Below are 17,353 nucleotides of genomic sequence, written 5' to 3'. Positions count from 1 at the left end.
TTTTTTTCCTATCATGATGTTTATTTTTCTTAAAAAGGAGACAGTAAGGATGATTATTAATCGTGAAGCCAGGATTTCAGTTATCGATTTGTTCGATTTGAATGAACCCTTCAGGACAGGGTCTTTTATAATCAAAGAGGATGATGTAACAATTGTTGAAACGTCAGCGAGCCCTTCCATTCCCTACCTAATAGAAGGTCTTGAGGAAATGGATATTCCACTCGAACAGATCAAAAATATCATCGTTACCCACGTCCACCTTGACCATGCCGGAGGAGTCGGAGTATTTCTGGAGAAATGCCCGAATGCAAAGATTATTGTCCATGAAAAAGGTGCACGCCATCTCATCAATCCAGAGAGGCTTGAAGCTGGCGCAAGACAGGTATATGGCAGTGACTTTGACAGGTTATTTCATCCAATCCTGCCTGTTCCTGAGGATAGATTGATTGTTAAAAAACATGAAGAAACACTGCAAATCGGTCCAGACTCTAAATTGACCTTTTATGATACACCTGGACATTCGAGGCATCATTTCAGCATTTACGACGAGAAGTCCAAAGGGATATTTACAGGTGATACTGCCGGAATCAATTATGATTACATACTCAAAGGTGAATCTCTTTATTTACCGTCTACCTCCCCAAACCAATTCAATCCAGAAGAAATGCTGCAGTCACTGGACCTTTACAGCCAACTGGAACTGAAAAAAATATACTTTGGACATTTTGGTATTTCGGAAGAACCAGCAAAAGTTTTGACAGAGGTTCGGAAATGGATAAAAATATTTACTGAGACCGCTCTGGAAATAAGCAGAGAATTCACTCTCGAAAATCAACTCCCAGCCCTGACAGAAGCATTGATAAAAACTGTACTCGATTCGAATCAGCAGTTGGACCGAAATAACGATTTTCTCCGCTTGTTAGAATTGGATATGAAAGTTTCAGCAATGGGGCTTATCGATTACCTTGAAAAGAATAACTCAAAAAAGGATGTGTAATGTTGTGAAGGAAAATAACATCACTGTTTATACCCAGCCTGACTGCCCTCCATGTTCTTTCGTGAAAGAACTTTTGACACATCATGCTGTTACATTCACTGAGAAAGATATCAAAAAGGATCCCCAGGCTCGGAAAGAACTTATAGAGAAATATAAAGCTATGTCTACTCCTGTGGTACTCATTGACGGGCAAGTTTATTACAGCTCTGACTTGCAAAAGCTGCCGGAAATATTAGGCTTAAACAAAAAAAATTGACACCGGTTGTGTCAAAGTAAAATTTCTCATATTAAATGAACGGCATTCTCTTCCTCAAGGAAAAAACCTTGAAAGATGAGGTACTGTTTTTTTAGGTAAGATGAAAGGGGAGCGGCATTCCTCTCCCCTTTTGCTGTTTGCACATCCTGGACGTTTTCATCTCCTGGCTCTCCCTCAAGTTCTTTCGGAAGGCCGTAAAATATATCCTCTACTTTAAGTACTCCATTTATCTTTTTCAGCTTTACACCTTGATAACCATCTTCAAAGTAAACAGGTCCTTCTTCATAGGTGAAGTATTCATACAGGTATACTGTTTGACCTTTTTTAACAGCCCTGGTCTTATCACTATAAGTAAAGTGGGGGATATAGTAAGATGCGAAATCAGAACCAAAAGTCTGGAAGCCTTCTTCCGTTTCAATAACATTATCCAGCATGAATTTTTCCTTAAAGCCTTCGGTAAAATGGGTATCTAATATGGCATTAATCTCTTCAAGGTTCCTTGGCTTCTCACTAAGGGAAACCTGCTTTTCAAATGCTGTTTGAACTCTTTCGACGAGTGACTCCTTGTCCAAAGCCGTAGCCTGGCCAATGAAAGTCATAAAAAAAATGGCTGCGATCAATACTGCAGTTAGCTTTTTCATTTTTGTCATCTTCTCCCTCTTCTCCCCGTTGGATTTCTTTTCCATTGTAGCAATCCTTCCTTGTCGATAGTATGTAAATCGTTCGTATTTAATTAACAAAAGCAGACAGATTCATTGATTATTTTCATTTAATCTGTTCCCTTTTTAGGTTATTTGTAAAACAAAAAATAACCAAAAGAATAAATTACCAATTTTGAATGTCAAGTAATAAGAGGGGCAATAGATATTAATCTGAATACGGTCAACCTGAGAGGGAATTAAGGGGAATTATCAAATGTCATCCAAATATTTCCACTCCAGGTGCACGACTCCGCGGGGCGGGCGTTGAGCCTCCTCGGCTTCGCCTTGCGGGGTCTCACCTGTCCCGCTATTCCCGCAGGAGGTCGTACACCTTCCGCTCCAATCTACTAATTTTTACAGTTTGCTTAATAATATATTGGTTAGTTTCTTTTATGCATGACATAAAAACGAAGGTTATTGTGGTTTTCATTACTTATTAAGCGCTTTTGCTTTTTTATTTTATAACCAGATCATTAACATGTTGCAGATTCTAGAACCTTTTATCCCCCCCCTAAATGAAGAGGAGGAAATCATAAGCGATTTCGTCCTCAAATGGTCGTGCTATTTTCGATTTTCTCTCTCCGAAAACGATTCCGGAGTTAATTCTTTATGCGGCATATAAGTCAATCGCTTTATAAATGATGAACAATATTACGAGGACAGCAGCGATTAAGTATGTGAGGAATATTGGATTTCTTGTGTATGGGTGATCCTGGACCTTTTCGGGTAAGTCTGTGTCCAATTCATTCTTCAAGGCTTTTTGCTGCCTGGCTACCTTGAAGGTATATATTAACGAAATAGCAAGGATTCCCGCACTAATCAACATCAGGATCAAAACAAAGCTGCTCATTACACCACCCCTTAAAAGCTTTTAAGGTTAAGTTGCCCGGGTGCAGCTGTATCTATTCCGGCCTTAGTAAAGAATTCCGTCCTGCTCATACAGAAATTCGTAGGATAAATCCATAAATAAGTATTGGTCTTCTCCCAATGGATACGAGAAAGTCCTAATTGTTTCACCAGTTTCTATGTCACTATAAGAGTCAGATAAAAGACCGGAATTTTTGTTCTGCATTCTCATGATGTTCTCCAGGAAATATGGGCGCCAACTCCAGTTCTTCCCTTTAAACTGAGGATGAGTTTCCCATTTATTCATTTTCCTTACCAGGTTATCTGTCAACTGGAACCCATTTGCATCACATATATATAGACGGAAAAACTTATCTTCTACATTTTTAGCTAGACTGATGAGCAGGCTGTCTAAATTTCCAGCGTGCTTCCTTAACTCATTTACTTGTTCATTTATTTCCCGCTGAAGAAGCTGCGTGAGATTAAAAACCGCTTTTAAATGCCTCTTCTCATGTTCAATATAGTCCTGGCATTTGGTTTTTAATTTCTCTCGGAGAATATCTTCCTTCAAAAAATCTCCTGAGGGACGATGAAGGTAGAAGCCCTGATAATAACGGCCTCCATTTTTCCAGGCGAAGTGCAGCTGGTAATCCAATTCTATATTCTCAAAAAGAAGCGTTGAACCGATCTTTCGTGCCAGCATTGAAAGGCTGTACAGTATGTTATGAAAGGTGGTATTCCCTGCTTCTTTACGCAGATGTTGAAGGTCGACCTTTAAAATATCCGGACTGACTTTTGCAAGCCTTTCCCACTGATCACTGTCACCACCGATATTATCAATGGCAATTTTGATTCCGAAGGTTTTGTAGTAGTGAATAAGGTGGAACAATTGCTCAAAATCGCCCCTGAAATGTTTCTCGGATATTTCAAGCACAACCTGTTCCATTTTCACTCCTTTCGCACAAAAACTTAATAACAATTCCAGCAGCGTTTCTCCCTGATCAAGCATCAATAAATTTGCATCTCTGTTGATAAAAAACCAAGTATCAATATTTTCTTCAAGTGATTTTTTAAGAGCCTCTGACAATATGTAGTTGTCGACCTCAAGCCGATACTCATCAGGAATATCCTCATCAAGGAAAAAAGGGCCCAGACTGATAATTCCGTCTTCACTTTGATATCTTCCTAAGATTTCATACCCCATAATAGTATGTTCATCGGCACTGAACACGGGCTGAAAAAAAGGAAAAGTACGGTCTATATTCGCCATGATCTCCAACGGATCCATTATCAATCACTTCCCATACGATTAAAATATTATTGAGTATATCATATACGGAAGAATCTTTGACGTGAATCTTGTCACTTTTCCCCTGCAAATTAAAAAACAGCCTGTAAATCCAGGCTGTTTCAGTATCGTGATAATGCTTAGAACGGGAAACGGTTAAGCCACTGTCCTCCATCCATGGTGACGCATTCCCCATTAATATAAGAGGCGCTGTCGGATGCCAAAAAGTAAGCAAGTCCTGCAATCTCTTCTGGTGTGCCCAACCTCTTCAACGGCACACTCTCTATTGTTCTTTTCGCAGCTTCTTCCGACTCCCACAATTTTTCGGCTCCGCCTGTTCGTTCAATCGGCCCTGGAGCTATTGCGTTAGTTCTGATGCCATATTTATGCCCCCATTCAACCGCTAAAGTTCTTGTGAGTGATAGAACCCCCGCTTTCGCTGCAGCTGAATGGGCGACACCTGCCCCGGCATTCCAGGCATATGTAGCGACCATATTAATGATGCTCCCTTTTGTCCCGGTTTTTATCCAATGGTTTGCTGCAGCATTTGAACAAAAGAAGGTCCCGTTCAAAACGATATCAATTACAGATCTCCATCCATTGGGTGAAAGTTTTTCAGCGGGGACTATGAAATTCCCGGCAGCATTGTTAATCAGAGTGTCCACACTGCCGAATGTCTCGGAGGTGAATTCAATCATCTTAGCGGCATGTTCAGGTTCTCTTACATCCATTTGAAAGGTTTCCAGCTTGCCTGGCAAAGAAGAAAACTCTTCTTTAACGCCATGCAGGCGTTCCTCGTTCCTTCCTGTTATGACGACATTACACCCTTGTTCAAGAAAATGCTTAGCCATATACTTGCCCATTCCGTTTGATCCGCCTGTCACTATTACAGTTTGCATCCATTTCCCTCCATCTGAATGAATAATCACTCATTTTTACTTATGTCAGAATTATATAATAATTTACGGATTATGAAAACACTCTTTTTAACCTTGCAATTTAAATTGCAGACAAAAAACCGATGGGAGCACTCTCACCATCGGCTGTTTTGTCTATATAAACACTTACATAATTATATTATTCCTGATTATTGACGAGCATTTGATGCAGCTGGGTCAATGTCCGGATAATTGTCTTTTTGCGGTTGTATCCTTTTGAATTAACTGTTACATCATTTAATTGTACAATTACTTGTCCCCAGGATCCAAATGGCTTAAAACCGTAAACGAAAACCTTGACTTCCCCTTGCTCTGTCGGCAGAATGATCATTTCCATATGTTCTTGTTTCTTCATAAAACATACTCCTTTGCTGTTAAACTCTGGGCAAGCAATGCTATGTACCATTACAATAAAAGTAAGTTATCCTCTGGCGGTTTGTCAACTTATAGAATTCTATATTAACAGTATTAAAGAATATATGAAACAAAATCTTTCTTCATTCCTGCTCAGTAAGGTTGGTGTAAAACCTTCCCAAGCTCAAAGGTAAATCGCACTTAAAAATCAAAGACAGTCTGCAGTGGCAGAACTGTCTTTTTTTCAATTCTCGATGTAAAGGTGGTGATAAGCTTCTTGTTTTAATTCAAGCTGACTATTTATCGGAGGTTCACCCTCATTTCGCTGAACATAATGATAATTGCCCTCGGAATCCTGTATTCTCGCCTTCATGTTATCTCTTAATGTTAAATCAAGGATATCAAGAAGCCTCCTTTTTATGCTGCCTTTGTAAATTGGAAATAGAATTTCTACCCTTTTCACCATGTTTCTTGTCATCATATCAGCAGAGGATAAGTACATCTTGCCTTCCCCATTATGATGGAAATAATAGATGCGGCTGTGCTCGAGGAATCTACCGACAATACTAATGACCCGTATGTTTTCACTTACACCTTTGATTCCGGGACGCAGGCAGCAGATCCCCCTTATGATAAGGTCTATCTTTACACCTGCTGACGAAGCTTCATATAATTTTATTATCAACTCTTTATCCGTCAACGAATTCATCTTGGCAATAATCCGTCCGTTACCGTTAGCTTTATGCACTGCAATCTCCTGATCAATCAATTTTGCAAACTCATCCCTGATATCAAAAGGGGCAACAACCAAGTGATGGAATTCAGGCTTTTCTGTATATCCACTTAGATAATTAAAGAAATTGGTCGCATCGATTCCAAACTTCCTCTTTGATGTAATGATCCCCATATCTGTATACAGCTTGGCAGTCTGGTCATTATAGTTTCCAGTCCCTAAATGGACGAAACGATCAATCCTTCCATGCATCTTTCTGACGACAAGTGTAATTTTACTATGTGTTTTTAAGTTGTTCATTCCGTAAATAACGTGGCAGCCGGCCTTTTCCAGTTCTTTGGCCCACTGGACGTTGTTCTCTTCATCAAACCGGGCTTTCAACTCAACAAGAACCGTGACCTGCTTTCCATTTTCAGCCGCCCTTTTCAATGCATCAATAACCGGGGAATCCCCGCTTACTCTGTATAATGTCTGTTTTATGGCAAGGACATTTGGATCATCAGCAGCAACAGAAACAAAATCAACGATCGGCTCGAAAGATTCATATGGGTGGTGGAAGAATAAATCTTCATGAAACGCCTTTTCAAAAAGGTTTTCATGAGAGAGCAGATCACGGGGAGGTTGGGGAATGAAGACTTCAAATGATAGGTTTTCACGCTTCTTCTGTAATTGGCTGATAAATCCAAACAAAAAGGTAAGATCAAGCGGCCCCCTTATTTTATAAACATCCTCGTTGTGTATCTCCAGCTCTTTCAGAAGATAGTCGAGAACCTTTTCATTCATCCTGCCTTCCTGGACCTCAAGGCGGACAGCAGCTCCCCATTTCCTTTTTTTCAATTCCTTTTCTATTTCAAGCAGCAAATCCCTTGCGCCTTCTTCATGTATGGTCATATCGGCATTTCTTGTAATTCGAAAAGCACTTGCCGAATGTACCTGATATCCTTTAAATACTTTATCAATGAAATGAATAATAACATTCTCCAAAAGGATATACATCTCTTCCTCTTGACTGGAAGGCAGAGAGATTACTCTGTCCAAAACTGAGGGAACCTGCACAAGCGCTACTTTCTCTTTGTCTTCCTCTTCCTCCGCATCTGGATTGTCCAGGATGACCACCAGATTGAGACTTTTATTCAACAGCATGGGAAATGGCCGATAGGCATCCACAGCCATCGGGGTCAGTACTGGAAAAATCTGCTCTTCAAAAAAGATTTCCAGAAACGTGAGCTGTTCCTGATTTAAATCTTTAACCTCGAGTAAGTGTATCTTCTCTTCATTCAATTGGGGAATGATTAAGTTATTAAACGTTTCATCCTGAAGGTCGACAAGTTCATGATTTTTAGCTGAGATTTCTTCTAATTGCTGCTTTGGTGTCAAACCTGCTTTATTTTCAGGCTTATTGTATTTGGCCTTTACCTGATCCTTCAGACCGGCAACCCGGACCATAAAGAACTCATCCAGATTGGAACTGAAAATAGCCAGGAATTTCATCCTTTCAAGGAGAGGGTTTTGGTAATCCAGAGCTTCTTCCAAAACCCTTTCATTGAAAGCCAGCCAGCTTAGTTCTCTGTTATTATAATAATGAGGCGAGTCATACTGTTCAGCCTTCATCGCATCTGATCCCCCTCTCTAAAGATGTATACTCCTGCATCTCCATCCTATCAAAATCTTGATTCACCACTGTTAGGACAAGGTAAATGTTTTGTGAATTATTCAATGCTTCTGAAATTCAGTTCCAGTTCTGTTTTAAGTGCTTTTTCCAGATGGCGTTTTTGTTTTTCTGCCTGATATTGTTCTGCCAGGAAATCTCCCTTGCAATATATTGACATTTGCAGTGTGCCTTTATTCCTCTCAACCTCGACACCTTTTACGATGTTTCTTTTCGTGGCATTCAAACTATAGACAAGTTTCAGTAAAGCTCCCATTTCCTTTATTGTGTTTATTTCCTCTTTTGTAAACCATTCCGAAAATGGTTCAAGATACTGTTTAAGGGCTGACTTGTTTTTGAATGAAGAAATACTGGCGAGCTTTACCCTGTCTTGATGGAAGAACCCATTAATAGAACGGTTCGCCAATATATAGAAAGTGTGCTGGCTGCTTGATTCTGAGTCTATATATTCGCCAAGGTAGTAAAGTGCTGCACTATATTTAAGCATGTTCAAATCTTTTGTTGAAAGCTCCCAATATCCTAATTCAGCAAGCTTATCCCATAACTTTGATGCAATAAGGACCATCTGTTTTGAATGGCTTTCCTGTATATCGAATTCATGGCATAATTCTTTGATGCTCATTCGTATGACAGACCCCGTTTCCATTTCCACATTTGTGGCTCCTTTTGCCTCTTCAGTTATCAATCCCTCTCTGAGACCTTTACGGCTGATCATAAAGTATGGGGCTTCTGTATAATGTATTAACTGATGAAAGACCTCGACAGCCGGAAGAATGATATCCGCCCTGTCCTTTGACAAACCTTCCACTTTTTCTATTTCGTAATAACTGAGTGGAAAAAGCTGATCTCTAATAGAACCAACCGTATTACCCGAAAGCACATATTGATGGACTCCCGCAATTTGATAATTCCTCTGCTGCTGGTCTATCTGGGCGACATTTCTTGCACTTCCCCCTACACCTATGATGGGAACCCTTTTATTTCTCAACCAAGGAAGCTTTGAGAATTCTTTTAATAGGAAATCCACCAGACTGGCTCTTTCTTCCTCACTCATAGAGTCACCTTTAATGAATTGTTGTTTTAGTGAAACAACACCAAAAGGATAACTATGGGATTCAATCAGCTTTCTACTTTCAAAATAGGTTATTTCAGTACTTCCCCCGCCTATATCGATTGTCAAAGCAGTATCTGCAGGGGTAGTCGAAATGACCGCAAGGAAACCATAAAAGGCCTCTTGTTCTTCAGATAATATTTCGATAGTCATTCCGGTTTCCCTTTTAATCACTGAAAGGATTTCTTCTCTGTTTACCGCCTGCCTGATGGTTGCTGTTGCAACACACCTCGCTGAAGAAATGGTATGATACAGTAGTATTTCTTTGAAGCTTTTTAAAATATGGCAGAGCTTGTCAAGGCCCTTGTCTGCTAGTCTCATATCCTCTCCAAGGAATGTCCTCAACCTTGCAACAGCCTTTACATTTTCAATTTCTTTATATCTGCCATCATTAAAACGCTTGTAAATTACGAGCCTGATTGTATTGGAGCCTATATCTACAATTGCACTTTTGTTTGTCATGATTATCATCCTTTATAATGATTTCCGCCTTGAATGTATTATTTTGGGATAATTGTCTGTTCATAAAGACAGAAAGGATTTCTCCTTATTATTTACCTGCTTTCAGGATAAATTAACCTTAAAGATTTCCTTTTTATGATAAACTTATATACGTAATGAATGGAAAAAATGTTATATTCAATAAAATGTTTATCTTTTCGGAACTTTCCAACCATAGCAAAAAAAGGTATAATAGAATAAAATGAAATTTATTGAATAGGAAGGAGTCAATAATTTGAGAAATTCTCACGAATCATCCCCTCATACCGCTACAATTAAAAACCTCTCACAAGCTGTTTTCACGGTGAACCGCCACGCCAAAACTGCTATTAACCCAAAATATTTATATTCTTTGAAAAAACAGGCTCTCCAAAAAATGATCAAAGAAGGAAAAGCAACAAAAGTAGGCTTGCATTTCTCCAACAATCCGCGTTTCAGTCAGCAGCAGTCAGATGTTTTAGTTGATTGCGGGATGTATACATTTCATATCCCTCCCGCAAAATCAGATTTCGAAACCCTTCCCCATCTAGGCTCACTCGATAAATCGGTCAGGAATCCAAAATGCAGAATGAGCTTGAATGAGGCAAAGGTGATTTTGGAGAAATATACCGGAATGAAGGAGAAAAAGGAATCGTCCAACGGGACATATGGACGTAAATACCAAAAGCCTGTATTTAAAAAACTCGGCGACAGTTTTTAATCTCATAAAGAAGCAAAGCTGAGAAATATGAAATTTCTCAGCTTTGCTTCTTTTTATGTTCGGAAGGATTTTATGTTTATAATATATGTTTGTCTATTTTCAATACAAGTTCATTGATTTCCGGTTTACTTACCTGATCCTCGGCACCTACTCTTTCTCCTTTGTGCTTCAGGTCCTCGGTGATAAGAGAGGAGAATATTATGACCGGTATTGTACTCAGTCTTGAATCCTCTTTGATTTTTTTCGTTAAGTGGTGTCCATCCATCTGGGGCATTTCAATGTCTGTGATGATAAGGTTAACTTTTTCTTCAACTCTTTCCTCTGATGAAGCAAGGGAGGTGAGGTAATCCAATGCGTCTTTGCCGTTTTCAAAGAACTCTACATCGTCATATCCCGCTTCTGTTAATGTATCGCTGAGAAGCTTTCTGAGGAGAGGAGAATCTTCAGCGGCAACAATCTTTTTGGCCGATCGTATTCTCTTTCCTAATTTTTTCACTTCTTCAACCCTGATTCCTGAATCCGGATTGATTTCTGCCATAATACTCTCGAAATCAAGCAAGAGCAGCATCTCGTCCTCTTTTTTTATCACCCCGATTACCTTTGAGCTTGTTCCTTGATACATATTGGATGGTTTTTCAATCTGATTCCAGGAAATACGATGAATCTGAGTGACATTATCTACATGGAACACAACTCTCTGCTGATTAAATTCACTTACGATGTATTTGTCTTGGTTATGCTTCTCTCCGCCTTGTATCCCCAGAACCTTTCTCATATCGATGACCGGCAGGACCTCACCTCTTAATTGAATGATTCCTTCCATATAAGGATGTGAATGGGGGATGGGTGTTACAGACAAGGGTTGTATGATTTCTTTAACTTTAATCACATTTATTCCGTAATGATTGCTTCCTACTTCAAATTCAACAATTTCCAATTCATTGGTGCCTGATTCAAGCAAGATTCCTTTTTCCTGATTCAAGTTGCAGCTTCCTTCCTCTTTGCATAAGGTCTACTCTTTTCGTAAACGTTAATGCTTTTGATATAGGCTTAGTTGTTTTGCGCTCCTGGGCGGTCTATCACAGAGCCGGATTAATTTTAAACTCACTATCTATATCGGCATATCCTGATCATTATGAAGGCTTAACAACCATACAACAACACAAAAAGCCCCCTTATAAAGGGGACTATGCGGCAAAATTATCTTAATCTGATTTTTCGGCGCTTCTTCTTTCTCCTCATTCCGAAATGAAGCCAGCCGATTTTGACAAAGAATGCGAACATTCCCAAGGCAATGATTCCCATAATCCCGAGAACGATGAAGTATGCATTTCTTTCATCCAGTTCTGGCATATAGGCAAAATTCATTCCATATAAACCCGCGATGAATGTCAGAGGCATGAATATTGTTGTAATGACAGTCAAGGTCATCATGATATTATTCATCTTATCTGAATTGATCGACAGATAATTATCTCTGATATCTGAGGAAAATTCTCTATATGATTCGAGCATTTCAACCAACTTTAACAAATGATCGTACACATCATTATAGTAAAGGTGCTGCTCCTTAAGAAAATGCAGTCTCCCGGAATTCAATATCCTATACATCAAGTCTCTCATCGGAATAAGGGACCTGCGCAGCTTCGACATGTCGTGCCTGATATCAAACAGCTTTTCCATCATGTCAGATGTACTGGCATTTTCCACGTCATCTTCAACTTGATTCAGTCTGTCTTCAATTTTATAGACAAGCGGAAAGAAGTCATCAACGAGGCCATCAATGATCTCATGCATAATATTATATGTAGTGTACTTTCCGCTCTTGACCTCGGCAATTTTCCTCCAGATCTTTTCTACAACTTTTACAGGCTGTTTATGAAACGTCACGATAAATTGATCGCTTACGAACATATTGACCTCGTGAAAGTCGAATGTCTTAGCGTCAATTGTGTGAAGCAGAAGAAAAAAATAGTTATCATAGAAGTCAAGCTTTGGTCTTTCACTGAAATCCTCCAAACAATCTTCTATTGCCAACGGGTGAAACTGAAAAAAATCACGAAGCAGCTGGACTTCTTTGCCATCCGGTTGATTAAAGTCCACCCAATACCATTTAACATCTTCTTTATTTACCTCTTCGATGGGCACATTATTTATGACATCCCCGTTCATTTTAATTACTGTCGTATTTATCATAATAACTCCCTGGCTCTCTTATTAGATATACTATTTATCATTACCCTTTTAATGATTGAACTAATCTTTACTATCGTGTTAACGACCATAACATGGTAAAATATGAAGCAAGTTTGAAAGAGAAGGTGTAACTTATGGACCATTTAATTAATAAACAAGTTCAAGAAATTGAAATATCCGGTATCAGAAAGTTTTTCAATATGGTTGCCGATATAAAAGACATGGTATCCCTTACCCTTGGCCAGCCGGATTTCCCGACCCCGGAGCATATAAAAGAAGCAGCGAAATCCGCCATCGATGACGGATATACTAATTATACACACAATGCTGGTTTTCTCGAATTAAGGGAGGCGGCGGCAGAGTTCTACAAGAAAAAGTATAACGTTTCCTTTGATGCTTCTTCCGAAGTGATCATTACGAATGGTGCTTCACAGGGAATCGATTCGACTTTAAGGACAATCTTAAATTCCGGGGATGAGGTCATTTTACCTGGACCGGTTTATCCTGGTTATGAACCGATCATTAAATTATGTGGAGCTGCTCCGGTCTTTGCCAATACAGCAGAGAATGGTTTCAAACTGGATGCGGGCATTTTAGAAAATCACATAACCAGTAAGACAAAATGTATCATACTTCCGTATCCCTCAAATCCCACTGGTGTCAGCTTAACAGCCGGGGAGTTGAAAGAAATCGCTGATTTAATACGAGGGAAAGAGATTTTCATTCTGGCAGATGAAATATACAGTGAACTTACTTATGATCGAGAACACTCAACGATTGCTTCTTTTCTGAAGGAACAGACCATTGTCATTAACGGTTTATCCAAATCCCACTCCATGACAGGATGGAGAATCGGGATGGTGTTTGCACCTGAAAATATCGTCAAACATATATTGAAAGTTCATCAGTACAATGTTTCCTGTGCTTCATCCATTTCTCAGAAAGCTGCACTTGAAGCTTTGACTGAAGGGATTCATGATCCGGAAATAATGAAGGCAGAATACAAAGTTCGAAGAGATTTTGTATCGCAAAGGTTAACAGACATGGGTTTTGATGTGATCCTGCCTGATGGCGCCTTTTACTTTTTCGTCAAAATCCCGGATTACTTCCATACAGATTCCTTCACATTTGCCCTGACACTGGCCCAAACGTATAAGACAGGTGTTGTTCCGGGTAACAGTTTTTCATCAGCAGGTGAAGGGTTCTTCCGGCTTTCATACGCTTGTTCGATGAAAGAGCTGCAGAAAGGCATGGATAGGCTCCAGGCTTTCGTGAATGAAACTAAATCAAATGCCCGCTTATAAAAGCTCATCCTATATATTAAAAAAAGGACCAATGAGGTCCTTTTTTTAATTCCGGCCTGTTACTGCCCCTTATATTTCCCGTTATTTTTTGAAGCCTTTTCTTTTTTAGCTTTGTCCTTGTGTATTTTATTCGCTGCCGCACTTCCAAATTCATGGGCAAATTCCTGATTCAATACGGCTGAGTCGAAGCCTTTTTTATTTTTTTGATCAGCATCGTTCTTTTTTGTACGTTTTGCCAATTCCATCACCCTCCAAAATTCACATTAACGGCAGATGAGTGAGGCACCACCGTAATGCTTATTTTTTGAAGGTATGCCATGGTTTATTCTTTCCATAATTTAAACAAAGCCTGGGTTCCATCATTTTCAGCACCTTGTGATTGCAGTTCCTCATACAATTGTTTAGCCAATGATAATCCAGGCAGGGATAATTCCATTCTTTCTGCTTCTTCAAGTGCTATTCCCATATCTTTAATGAAGTGTTTAACGAAGAAGCCTGGTTCAAAGTTTCCTGCAATCATTCTGGGAGCAAGATTTGAAAGAGACCAGCTGCCAGCAGCCCCTCCTGATATCGTCTGCAGGACATCCTCCAAGTCCAACCCAGCTTTTCTGGCATAAACCAGTGCTTCACAAACACCTATCATATTAGTGGCAATTGCTATTTGATTGGCCATTTTTGTATGCTGGCCTGATCCAGCTTTCCCATGATAACGGATATTCCCTCCAAATGTTTCGAATAGAGGCTTCGCTCTCTCGAAGATGTCCTCATCTCCACCCACCATGATAGAAAGGGTTCCGTTCCTTGCACCCGTGTCCCCTCCAGAAACCGGTGCATCAAGTGTATGTATACCTTTAGCATCAGCTTCATTGTAAATCTTTCTGGCCAGGCTTGGTTTCGAAGTGGTCATATCAACGGCAATCAAACCTTTTTTCCCGTTCTCCAGAATACCATTTTGGCCGAAGTAAATTTCTTCTACGTCGTGCGGATACCCTACAATAGTAAACAATACATCAACATTAGAAGCCATTTCGGCCGGCGATGCGCTCCACTTAGCGCCGTTTTCAAGGATTGCCTTAGCTTTTTCTTTTGTCCGTGTATAGACATAAAGATTTTTATATTCTTTCATTAGATGAAGAGCCATACTTTTTCCCATGACTCCTGTTCCGATAAAGCCTGCTTTAACAGTTTCTGAATTCATTTCCTGCCTCCCGGGTTTTTATAGTTATTATAATAAACTTTTCTCATTTTTTACATTTTAATGTCCCACAAATACAACCACCCCCCTCTGTGCGAAAAGCAATCATCATTGAAAGCAAAAAAAAGGACCTGCTAATGCAGGCCCAAAGGAAAAGGGGGTTGTAAAAAGAGAATCTCCAACTTTATGCTTACTAATAGAATACCCCGTAAAAACATTGCTAAACATCTTTTTTAAAAAAGATTTTAAAGTTTTTCTCTTTAAAAAAGCGCTTACATGTTTTATAATGGTTAATGGCTGAAAAAAAGAAAACCAGGTGCGTCAACACCTGGAAAATAGGGGGAAATGAGAATGAAAAGGCTGAGTAAGTCTACCGCTGATGTAGTACTTGTTTACCCTCATTTCACCGTTTGAATCTTCTTTTTATTAATTAATCGCATTTTTGACAGCTTCAATTACACTGTCATTCGTATCAAGTTCTAAAACTTGTTTCGCAAGAGCTTCCATGTCGGATTTATTCAGGCTGCGGATCTGTGAGCGGGCCTTCAAAATAGAAGTAGCACTCATGGAGAACTCATCAAGTCCCAGTCCGAGCAAGATAGGGATGGCAATTTCATCTCCGGCCATTTCACCGCACATACCGGCCCATTTGCCTTCTTTATGAGCTGCGTCAATTACCATTTTAACCAAACGAAGAATCGCTGGGTTGTATGGCTGGTACAAATAAGATACTCGCTCATTCATACGGTCTGCAGCCATTGTGTATTGAATCAGGTCGTTTGTTCCGATTGAGAAGAAATCAACCTCTTTGGCGAACACATCGGCCATTACAGCTGTTGATGGAATTTCTACCATGATACCAAGTTCAATTGAATCAGCGACTTTTTCCCCTGTTTCAATAAGTTTAGATTTCTCTTCCTCCAAAATGGATTTAGCTTCTCTAAACTCATTCAGGTTGGAGATCATCGGGAACATGATTTTCAGGTTTCCATATCCGCTTGCACGCAATAATGCTCTTAACTGTGTACGGAAGATGCTCTGTTCATCGAGACACAGGCGGATCGCACGGTATCCCAAGAAAGGATTCATCTCTTTAGGCAGATCAAGGTATGGAAGTTCCTTGTCCCCTCCGATATCAAGAGTCCTTACAACTACAGGCTTATCTCCCATTCCTTCAAGAACAGCCTTATAAGCTTCGAATTGTTCTTCTTCACTAGGAAGGTCATTTCTTCCCATGTATAAGAATTCTGTACGGTACAGCCCAACACCCTCACCGCCATTGTTGATAACACCCTCTAAATCTTTTGGTGTTCCAATATTGGCAGCAAGTTCTACATGTGTGCCGTCAGCAGATACTGTCTCTTCGTTGACAAGTTTCGCCCACTCCGCTTTTTGTTTCTCATATTGTTCATGTTCCTTCTTATACTGCTCGACCACTTCCTGCGTTGGATTGATATGTACTTCACCATTCAACCCGTCTACAATAACAAGGTCACCGTTTTTAATTTCAGAAGTTACCTCTTTTGTACCTACAACAGCAGGAATCTCCATTGAACGAGCCATGATCGCTGAATGGGACGTTCTTCCGCCGATATCAGTAGTGAATCCTTTAACGAACTCCCTGTTAAGCTGGGCAGTATCTGAAGGAGTCAAATCCTCTGCAATGATGATGACTTCTTCTGAAATCATGCTTGGATTTGAAACCTGAACACCAAGCAAATGGGCAAGAACCCGTTTTGTTACGTCACGGATATCTGCGGCGCGCTCTCTCATATACTCGTTGTCCATGCTTTCAAACATGGAAACAAACATGTCTGCAGTTTCTTTTAAAGCAGTTTCTGCATTCACTTTTTCATTTTTAATATTATCTTCAATAGGTGCAATCAATTCGGGATCACTAAGAACAAGTAAGTGAGCATCAAAAATCGCCGCTTTATCAGCACCTAAATCTTCATTTGCTTTCTCTCTGATTGTTTCCAATTCAGATTTAGAAGTCGCAAGTGCTTCCCTAAAACGGTTTACTTCTGCCTCTGTGTCCCCTACTTCCTTTCTTTCAACAGAAAGATCGGGTTCTACAAGAAGATAGGCTTTTGCGATAGCAATGCCATTTGAAGCTGCTATTCCTTTAAGCATGCTTGACATTACTCTGCAAGTCCTTCTTTTTTCAATGTTTCTTCAAGGCTGTTCAATGCTTCTTCTTCGTCGCTGCCTTCAGTGATGATTGTGATTTCTGCACCCTTGCCTACACCTAGAGACATAACACCCATGATTGATTTAAGATTCACCTTTTTACCTTTGTATTCCAAATGAACGTCAGAATCGAATTTGCTTGCTGTTTGAACAAGAAGTGTAGCTGGACGAGCATGGATCCCTGTATCAGCAGTTACTGTGAATTGTTTTTGTGCCATAATTAATCTTCTCCTTAACTTTTGTTTATTTTTCAGCTTTTTAACCTGGTTGAAGATAAAACCTTTTCCAACACCTTAGTTAATACCGCTTGTGTACGGATTGATATAAGCCTTTTCAATTTAAAAGAATAGCATGCAAATCGAAGTTTAACAATT

17 protein-coding genes are annotated in these 17,353 nt (G+C 39.7%); 4 read left to right on the top strand and 13 right to left on the bottom strand.

Annotated features, from left to right (window positions below; all coding sequences use genetic code 11):
* Window positions 1–49 precede the first annotated feature (49 nt).
* Entirely contained in the window at window positions 50–997 is a 948-nt protein-coding gene (locus ACOJQI_RS06880; RefSeq protein WP_421384334.1) for an MBL fold metallo-hydrolase, read from the top strand.
* Window positions 998–1,001: 4 nt separating this feature from the next.
* Window positions 1,002–1,253: a glutaredoxin family protein gene (locus tag ACOJQI_RS06875; RefSeq protein ID WP_421384333.1), complete on the top strand. Its 252-nt coding sequence runs from the start codon at window positions 1,002–1,004 to the stop codon at window positions 1,251–1,253.
* A gap of 26 nt (window positions 1,254–1,279) precedes the next feature.
* Here the strand turns inward: ACOJQI_RS06875 and ACOJQI_RS06870 are convergent, their stop codons facing one another.
* The 7 genes from ACOJQI_RS06870 to ACOJQI_RS06840 form a co-directional block, all read right to left on the bottom strand.
* Window positions 1,280–1,939 (bottom strand): DUF3993 domain-containing protein, encoded by a 660-nt coding sequence (locus ACOJQI_RS06870; protein ID WP_421384332.1) that lies wholly within the window; start codon window positions 1,937–1,939, stop codon window positions 1,280–1,282.
* A gap of 622 nt (window positions 1,940–2,561) precedes the next feature.
* Window positions 2,562–2,804: a hypothetical protein gene (locus tag ACOJQI_RS06865; RefSeq protein ID WP_421384330.1), complete on the bottom strand. Its 243-nt coding sequence runs from the start codon at window positions 2,802–2,804 to the stop codon at window positions 2,562–2,564.
* Window positions 2,805–2,867: 63 nt separating this feature from the next.
* On the bottom strand, window positions 2,868–4,088 hold the full coding sequence (locus ACOJQI_RS06860; RefSeq protein ID WP_421384329.1) for an EAL-associated domain-containing protein: 1,221 nt from the start codon (window positions 4,086–4,088) through the stop codon (window positions 2,868–2,870).
* 140 nt (window positions 4,089–4,228) lie between these two features.
* Window positions 4,229–4,987: a 2,4-dienoyl-CoA reductase gene (gene fadH, locus ACOJQI_RS06855; RefSeq protein WP_421384328.1), complete on the bottom strand. Its 759-nt coding sequence runs from the start codon at window positions 4,985–4,987 to the stop codon at window positions 4,229–4,231.
* 178 nt (window positions 4,988–5,165) lie between these two features.
* Window positions 5,166–5,381: a hypothetical protein gene (locus ACOJQI_RS06850; protein ID WP_421384326.1), complete on the bottom strand. Its 216-nt coding sequence runs from the start codon at window positions 5,379–5,381 to the stop codon at window positions 5,166–5,168.
* A 243-nt stretch (window positions 5,382–5,624) separates the two neighbouring features.
* Window positions 5,625–7,724 (bottom strand): RNA degradosome polyphosphate kinase, encoded by a 2,100-nt coding sequence (locus ACOJQI_RS06845; protein WP_421384325.1) that lies wholly within the window; start codon window positions 7,722–7,724, stop codon window positions 5,625–5,627.
* Between the two features lie 98 nt (window positions 7,725–7,822).
* Window positions 7,823–9,355, bottom strand: coding sequence for an exopolyphosphatase (locus tag ACOJQI_RS06840; protein ID WP_421384324.1), 1,533 nt, complete (start codon window positions 9,353–9,355; stop codon window positions 7,823–7,825).
* Between the two features lie 274 nt (window positions 9,356–9,629).
* Here ACOJQI_RS06840 and ACOJQI_RS06835 point away from each other — a divergent pair, with 274 nt between their 5' ends.
* Complete coding sequence (locus ACOJQI_RS06835) at window positions 9,630–10,094, top strand: YkyB family protein (protein ID WP_421384322.1); 465 nt, start codon at window positions 9,630–9,632, stop codon at window positions 10,092–10,094.
* Between the two features lie 76 nt (window positions 10,095–10,170).
* Here the strand turns inward: ACOJQI_RS06835 and ACOJQI_RS06830 are convergent, their stop codons facing one another.
* Window positions 10,171–11,076 (bottom strand): chemotaxis protein, encoded by a 906-nt coding sequence (locus tag ACOJQI_RS06830; protein ID WP_421384320.1) that lies wholly within the window; start codon window positions 11,074–11,076, stop codon window positions 10,171–10,173.
* Between the two features lie 218 nt (window positions 11,077–11,294).
* Window positions 11,295–12,290, bottom strand: coding sequence for a magnesium/cobalt transporter CorA (gene corA, locus ACOJQI_RS06825; protein ID WP_421384318.1), 996 nt, complete (start codon window positions 12,288–12,290; stop codon window positions 11,295–11,297).
* 134 nt (window positions 12,291–12,424) lie between these two features.
* Between corA and ACOJQI_RS06820 the strand changes: the two genes are divergently transcribed.
* Window positions 12,425–13,594, top strand: a complete 1,170-nt coding sequence (locus tag ACOJQI_RS06820; RefSeq protein ID WP_421384316.1) for an aminotransferase A — start codon at window positions 12,425–12,427, stop codon at window positions 13,592–13,594.
* Window positions 13,595–13,653: 59 nt separating this feature from the next.
* Here ACOJQI_RS06820 and ACOJQI_RS06815 read toward each other — a convergent pair whose 3' ends face one another.
* From ACOJQI_RS06815 to ACOJQI_RS06800, 4 genes are all read right to left on the bottom strand, one after another.
* Complete coding sequence (locus tag ACOJQI_RS06815; RefSeq protein ID WP_421385411.1) at window positions 13,654–13,833, bottom strand: hypothetical protein; 180 nt, start codon at window positions 13,831–13,833, stop codon at window positions 13,654–13,656.
* An 83-nt stretch (window positions 13,834–13,916) separates the two neighbouring features.
* The gene (locus ACOJQI_RS06810; RefSeq protein ID WP_421384315.1) at window positions 13,917–14,792 is read right to left on the bottom strand and encodes an NAD(P)-dependent oxidoreductase; all 876 of its coding nucleotides are present in this window, start codon (window positions 14,790–14,792) and stop codon (window positions 13,917–13,919) included.
* 423 nt (window positions 14,793–15,215) lie between these two features.
* The gene (ptsP, locus tag ACOJQI_RS06805; protein WP_421384314.1) at window positions 15,216–16,931 is read right to left on the bottom strand and encodes a phosphoenolpyruvate--protein phosphotransferase; all 1,716 of its coding nucleotides are present in this window, start codon (window positions 16,929–16,931) and stop codon (window positions 15,216–15,218) included.
* Window positions 16,931–17,197 carry a phosphocarrier protein HPr gene (locus ACOJQI_RS06800; protein WP_421384313.1) on the bottom strand — a complete coding sequence of 89 codons (267 nt, stop codon included), beginning with the start codon at window positions 17,195–17,197 and terminating at the stop codon, window positions 16,931–16,933. The genes ptsP and ACOJQI_RS06800 overlap by 1 nt, the downstream gene beginning before the upstream one ends.
* Between the last annotated feature and the right edge of the window lie 156 nt (window positions 17,198–17,353).

This window comes from Bacillus salacetis, assembly GCF_049177075.1.
Lineage (GTDB): Bacteria > Bacillota > Bacilli > Bacillales > Bacillaceae_B > Rossellomorea > Rossellomorea salacetis_A.
This window is presented reverse-complemented; position numbering and strand designations above follow the sequence as displayed.